We start from the raw sequence: 6,278 nt of genomic DNA, 5'->3' as shown, positions 1-6,278 counted from the left end.
GGAATGGTGGCTCAGCCACGAATCCAGCCGCGTCATCACCTGCTCCGGCTACATGCGCGACCAGGTCAACAACCTCTTCAACCTCCCCACCACCCAGATCGACGTGGTGCCGAACGGGGTGGAGGCGCACCGCTGGCAGGCCAGCGCCGCCGCCGTGGCCGCCGCCCGCAAGCGCTTCGCCGGGGACGGACCGCTGGTCACCTTCGCCGGCCGGCTGGTCTACGAGAAGGGCGTCCAGCACCTCATCGCCGGACTGCCCCGGCTGCGCCGGGAGCACCCGGGGCTGCGGCTGGTGATCGCCGGGGACGGACCGTACCGGGCCGAACTGGAGGCCGACATCGACCGGCTCGGGGTACGGGGTGCGGTCACCCTGCCCGGTTTCCTCGGTGGTTCGGACCTGCCCGCGATGATGGCCGCGTCGGACTGCTTCGCGGTGCCGAGCATCTACGAACCGTTCGGCATGGTGGCGCTGGAGGGTGCTGCCGCCGGTGCGCCGCTGGCGGTCGCCGCCACCGGTGGGCTGGCCGAGATCGTCGAGACCGGGGTGACCGGGATGACCTTCGAGCCGAAGGACCCGGACGCGCTCGCGGACGCCGTACACGCCCTGCTCGTCGACAGTGACCGGGCGCGGCAACTGGCCCGACGGGCCCGACGGATGGTCTCCGACGACTACGGCTGGGCGTCGATCGCGCAGCGCACCGCGGCGACGTACGCCACCGCGATCAACCGGGCCGGCGAGTTCGCCACCGAGCAGGCGGCGCACCGGCTGGCGCACGGCCGCCCGGTGCTGGACATCCCGGCGGGCAACCTGCTCGCCGCCGTCGGCGCCCGCTGACCGCGCGACCACCCCGGTACGACTCCGGCCGCCGACGCCCTCGGGCATCGGCGGCCGGTGGTGTCTCGGCCCTGCTCAGGTGTAGCGGTGACGCCGTTCAGCGCTGGTCGACCGGGACGAACGCCCGCTCGCCGGCACCGGTGTAGAGCTGCCGCGGGCGGCCGATCTTGGTCTCCGGGTCGGAGATCATCTCGCGCCACTGGGCGATCCAGCCGGGCAGTCGGCCGAGCGCGAAGAGCACGGTGAACATCTTCGTCGGGAAACCCATGGCCTTGTAGATCAGGCCGGTGTAGAAGTCCACGTTCGGGTAGAGCCGGCGGGACACGAAGAAGTCGTCGGCGAGCGCGATCTCCTCCAGTTGCAGGGCGAGGTCGAGCAGCGGGTCCGGCTTGTTCATCCGGGCGAGCACGTCCTGCGCGGCCTTCTTGACGATGGCCGCCCGCGGGTCGTAGTTCTTGTAGACCCGGTGGCCGAAGCCCATCAGCTTGACGCCCTGCTCCTTGGCCTTGACCCGGCGGACGAACGCGTTGACGTCGCCGCCGTCGGCCCGGATGCCCTCCAGCATCTCCAGCACCGCCTGGTTGGCGCCGCCGTGCAGGGGACCGAAGAGCGCGTTCACGCCGGCCGAGACCGAGGCGAACAGGTTGGCCTGGCTGGAGCCGACCAGCCGGACGGTGGAGGTGGAGCAGTTCTGCTCGTGGTCGGCGTGCAGCACGAACAGCATGTCGAGCACGCGGGCGACCACCGGGTCGACCTCGTACTCCTCGGCCGGTACGCCGAACGTCAGCCGCAGGAAGTTCTCCACGTACCCGAGCGAGTTGTCCGGGTAGAGCTGTGCCTGGCCGATCGACTTCTTGTACGCGTACGACGCGATCGTCGGCACCTTCGCCATCAGGCGCACAGTGGAGATCTCGACGTGCTCGGGGTCGAACGGGTCCAGGCTGTCCTGGTAGAAGGTGGAGATGGCGCTCACCGCCGAGGAGAGCACCGCCATCGGGTGCGCGTCCCGCGGGAAGCCGTCGAAGAAGCGCCGCATCTCTTCGTGGAGCAGCGAGTGCCGGCGGATCCACTCACTGAACTCGGTGAGCTGCTGGGCGGTCGGCAGCTCGCCGTAGATCAGCAGGTAGGAGACCTCCAGGAACGAGGCCTTCTCCGCCAGTTGGTCGATGGGGTACCCGCGGTAGCGGAGAATCCCAGCGTCCCCGTCGATGTAGGTGATCTCCGAGGAGCAGGCGGCGGTGTTGACGAAACCCGGGTCGTAGGTGACGTACCCGGTCTCGCCCAACAGCTTGCCGACGCCGATCCCGGACGGGCCCTCGACAGCGGGCCGCACCGGCATAGACAGTTGCCCGCCGGGGTGGTCGAGCTTGACATCCGTCATGTGGTTCCTCGCTTCGGCGGCAAAATCTTCGTTGAATTGCCTCTGTTCCTACGGTAATCGTGGCGCGGAACCAACACCTGCCCATGGTCGAGGGGTGAGGGATGCGTCACGCATCACCCCACTTGCGAAACTGCCTCCTTGAATGTCGTGCGCGTCACAGTCGTAACGGACGTAACGTCCCACCGTCACTGACCAGGAACAACTCCAGTCGGTTCGCACCCGGGACGAACAGCGACTCATCGCCCAACAGGGCACCGAAGCGACGACCGTTCTTGTCCGGGTCGACCACCGGGACGACCGCGCCGATCCGGCCGTTGACCGCGACGGCGATCCGGGAGCCGCTGCGGACCGACGCCGGCACGGTGCCACAGACCAGCGCGGGCAGCCGGCCACCGGCCGGGTCGACGTCGTCGAAGGCGGCCCGGTTGCTCACGCTCGCCCCGGTGGGGTCGCCGCTGACCGGCAACTCAGCGACCCGGCGGCCGACCAGCTCCGGCGACCGGGGTGCGGGCAGTTGCGGCCGGGCGGCACCGCCGATCACGTCGGTGAAGGTGTCGCCGGGAAGCTGGAGGGCGAACGTCGGCTGGTCGTGGAACCGTTTCTCGGTCCGCTCCCGCTGGGCACCCGGCGCGACCAGGCCCTCCACCGGCCACGGAATCTCGACGTGCGCCCGGTCGGCGATGGTCGGCAGCAGGTCGACGTGCTCCCAGTTACGGTCGTCGACCCGACCGTCGCGCTGCCCCGGTTCCTTGACGAACAGCGGCACCCAGGCCACCTCGCCGGGGGCCCGGTCGATCGCCGCCCGGCCCCGGCCCTGCACACCGGGGGTGAAGCTGAGGCCGTGGTCGGCGGTCACCACCACCAGGGCGTCGTCGTAGAGCTCGGTTTCGCGCAGCGTACGCAGCGTCTCGCCGATCAACCGGTCGGTGTAGCCGAGTTGCAGCAGGTGACGCTCGCGGGCGAGTTCCACCCAGCCGTCGCCGTCGTTGGGCACGCCCGGCGGTGAGTCGTACCGGATCCCGGACGGCAGGTAGCTCCACGGTGTGTGCGGCATCAGCAGATGCAGGAAGTGCAGGGTCGGCTTGGCGGCGGGGCGCAGGTCGGCGAGGAAGCGGGTGAACCGGGCCGGCTGGTTGACGTCCAGCGCGCCCCACCCGAACCTCGGGTCGGTCGGTCCCGGCTGCTGCTCCTGTTCCTCGATCTCCGCCTCCCGGCGGGTGGCCTCCCGGTACGACGACTCCGGGTCGTCCGGCACGTCGACCGGGGAGGCGATCTGGCGCAGCAGTCCGGCGCTCTCCCGCAGCAGCACCGGCAGCCCACCGCTGGCCGGGGCCGTGCGCTCGGCACACCGGCTCGGCGGGCAGAGCTGGCTGATGCTCTCCTGCACCTTCAGCTCGTACGTCCCGCCCAGCGCGGTGAACAGGTTGTCCGGGTACTGCGAGTAGTGCGGGGCGCGGGCCGAGGACGGGTAGCGGCCGGTGAGCATCGCCGGCAGCGCGTACGGCGTCCACCCGCTCACCCCGGTCGCGTTGCGGTACCAGGTCGATCCGGCGGCGAGCGCGGCGAAGTTCGGAAACCGGGACGCGTCGATCGTCCCGCCGTCGCCGAGCAGGGAGACCAGCGGCAGTTCGTCCAGGACGAGCATCACCACCGGCGGATGTCCGCCCGCCCCGCGTGCGGCACCGGGGCCAGAGCCCCGCTCGGCCGGCAGCACGACCGCCGACGCCGGTGAGGCGAAGACGAAGAGCAGGACGAAGACCAGCGGCCCGGCCGCGACGACCCGCAGCAGTTGGCCGGCGGGCCGGAAGCGCCGGTGCGCGTACGCCCCGACGGTGCCGACCAGCAGGGCGGCCAGCACCAGTGGCAGTCCGCGCCACGGCAGCAGGTGTTTGCCGACCTGGATCGCGAACGTGGCGAGCAGCAGCCCGAGCGAAACCGTGTGTACGGCGGCCCGGACCGCCGGCCCGATCGGCCGGGTGAGCGCCCCGACCCCCCAGACGAGCAGCGGGACCGGGACGGTGAAGGCGGCCACCAGCAGCAGGACCTCGACCGGTCCGGCGCCGTAGAAGAGGAAGAAGTCGGGGCTGCGCCCGGTGACGTCGAGCAGCGGCTGGGTGATGGCCAGGCCGCAGAGCGCCACGATCTCCAGCAGCGCCGGCAGTTCCGCCCGCCACCAGCGCGACAGCCGGCCCTGGTCGCGTACGCCGGCCGGGCCGGGTGGGTCAGCCACGCGGCACCCCGACGTAGAGCGTCCGGGTGCCGCAGGGCAGTTCCTCCCGCGCGGTGATCTCGCACCGCCGGGCCAGCAACCGCTCGAACTCCTCCCGGCGGTAGTCCGGAAACAGACCGGCCGGTTTGTTGGCCAGCAGCCGCCGGGCCATCGGGTCCTCCGGGTGCACGAACTCGGCCACCAGCCGACCACGCGGGCCGGCGGCCGCCAGGTTGCCGACCAGCCAGTCGACCACATCCGCCAGCGGCACGTTGCGGCCGATGGCCAGGTGGTGGATCACGGCGAGGGCGAGCACCGCGTCGGCGTCGGCACGGGCGGCGAAGGAGGCCCGCTCGACCCCGCCCCAGCCGCCGCCGGGCGACGGGTCGGCCAGGTCCAGCACGAGCGGCAGGATCCGCCGCTCACCGTCGGCGCGCAGCCGCCGGTAGAGCTGCTCGACCACGGCCGGGTCGCTCTCCACGGCCACCACGTAGGCGCCGTGCCGGGCGGCGAGTCGGGAGTAGTCCCCGTCGTTGGCGCCCAGGTCGAGCAGGAGTCGCGGGGCGGCCCCGGTCAGGGCCGCGTCGACGAACCGCTCCTTGCGCTCCCGGTCCGCCTCGGAGTACGCGCAGGTTCGGCGGTACTCCTGCCAGTGGCTCGCCGGCGGTTCCCAGTCCAGCCGGTGGACCAGCTTCTCGATCGCCCGTACGCCGGCCAGCACCAGGTCCCGGGAGAAGCCGGCGTCGCGCAGTTCTTCCCGGACCGTCCCGGTGCTCGCGGTGGCGTGCCGGGCCTGCATGGCGTCGTGCAGGTACACGTGCTTGAGCACCCCGGCGGAGAACCGGCGGGTGCCGCCGAAGAGGCGGCGCATCTGGCCCGGCTCGACGCCGTCGATCCGGGATCGCAGCCAGGGCTGGAAGTCCAGGCCGAGGTGGGCCTGCATCATCAGCGGGTAGAGCATCGTCTGGCAGAACTGCCGGTAGCCGGGCCAGGGTTCGCCGTCGCGGGCCGGTTCGAACGAGCCGATGTCGATGAAGACCGGCGTGGCACCGCGCCACTGCAGGTTGTAGGCCGAGCCGTCCTTGGTGCGGAAACCCCCGCCCAACGCGGTGGTGAGGATCTCCAGGTGCAGCAGCGCGGCATCCCGGAGCATCCCGAACGACCACTCGTACGGGTAGGAGACGAACGGGATCCGCTCGTGTCGCAGCACCGTGTCCCAGCGATGGTCGTCCGGCACCCTCAGGGTGTCCCGCGCGACCGGTTCGGTGCCGCAGACCTTGCCGGTGGCGAGCAGCGGTGGGAAGAACTCGCTCGCGGCCAGCGCGTGCCAGTCCTCGGTCGCCCGGCGGTCGAGCCCGCGCAGCACCTCGCCGTCGAGGTGGAAGATCCGGTTGCCCGGGTCGCGGAACGAGCCGGGTTCCGCTCGGGCGCCGGTCTCCGAAGTGGAAAGTGGTGGCAGGGACATCAGCGACCGGTCCCCGCGCTCAGTCCTTCTCCGCCGGCTGCCGCCGCAACCGTCCGACCAGGCGGCGCCAGTAGAGCTTGGCCGCGACCGCGACCCCGGCGGCGCCCCCGATGACCGCCTGCACGATGAGACTGCCGGATCCCGCATCCAGATAGGCCAGGTCCATCCCGGTCGCCCCTTTCCTGTCGTCCCGCCCGGTGAGACATCGGACGGCGGCACGAACCCCGCCACGGCGACGACCCCGCGCCGCGCGTCGGCGGATCGCGGACAGCTGCCGTCGGGTCAGCGGCCAGCGCCGTCAACCCGTCGCTCACCGATGCGTCAGATGTCGTTAATGACACGGTACGCCCGAGATAGCCAGCCCGCACTCGCACTGCGGACCTGGTGC

5 protein-coding genes are annotated in these 6,278 nt (G+C 71.6%); 1 reads left to right on the top strand and 4 read right to left on the bottom strand.

Annotated features, from left to right (window positions below):
* Positions 1-835, top strand: an 835-nt coding sequence (locus ACZ6QQ_RS29845) for a glycosyltransferase family 4 protein (RefSeq protein WP_465880791.1), incomplete at its 5' end; no start/stop codon positions are given.
* A 97-nt stretch (positions 836-932) separates the two neighbouring features.
* Here the strand turns inward: ACZ6QQ_RS29845 and ACZ6QQ_RS29840 are convergent.
* The 4 genes from ACZ6QQ_RS29840 to ACZ6QQ_RS29825 all read right to left on the bottom strand — a co-directional run bounded on the left by ACZ6QQ_RS29840 (position 933) and on the right by ACZ6QQ_RS29825 (position 6,056).
* Entirely contained in the window at positions 933-2,216 is a 1,284-nt protein-coding gene (locus tag ACZ6QQ_RS29840; RefSeq protein WP_465880790.1) for a citrate synthase, read from the bottom strand.
* Between the two features lie 154 nt (positions 2,217-2,370).
* Positions 2,371-4,446, bottom strand: coding sequence for a sulfatase-like hydrolase/transferase (locus tag ACZ6QQ_RS29835; protein ID WP_465880788.1), 2,076 nt, complete (start codon positions 4,444-4,446; stop codon positions 2,371-2,373).
* Entirely contained in the window at positions 4,439-5,890 is a 1,452-nt protein-coding gene (locus ACZ6QQ_RS29830) for a methyltransferase (RefSeq protein WP_465880786.1), read from the bottom strand. The genes ACZ6QQ_RS29835 and ACZ6QQ_RS29830 overlap by 8 nt, the downstream gene beginning before the upstream one ends.
* Before the next feature lie 19 nt (positions 5,891-5,909).
* Positions 5,910-6,056 carry a hypothetical protein gene (locus tag ACZ6QQ_RS29825; protein ID WP_326558714.1) on the bottom strand — a complete coding sequence of 49 codons (147 nt, stop codon included), beginning with the start codon at positions 6,054-6,056 and terminating at the stop codon, positions 5,910-5,912.
* Positions 6,057-6,278: the final 222 nt, after the last annotated feature.

This window comes from Micromonospora sp. NPDC049529, assembly GCF_055586685.1.
This window is presented reverse-complemented; position numbering and strand designations above follow the sequence as displayed.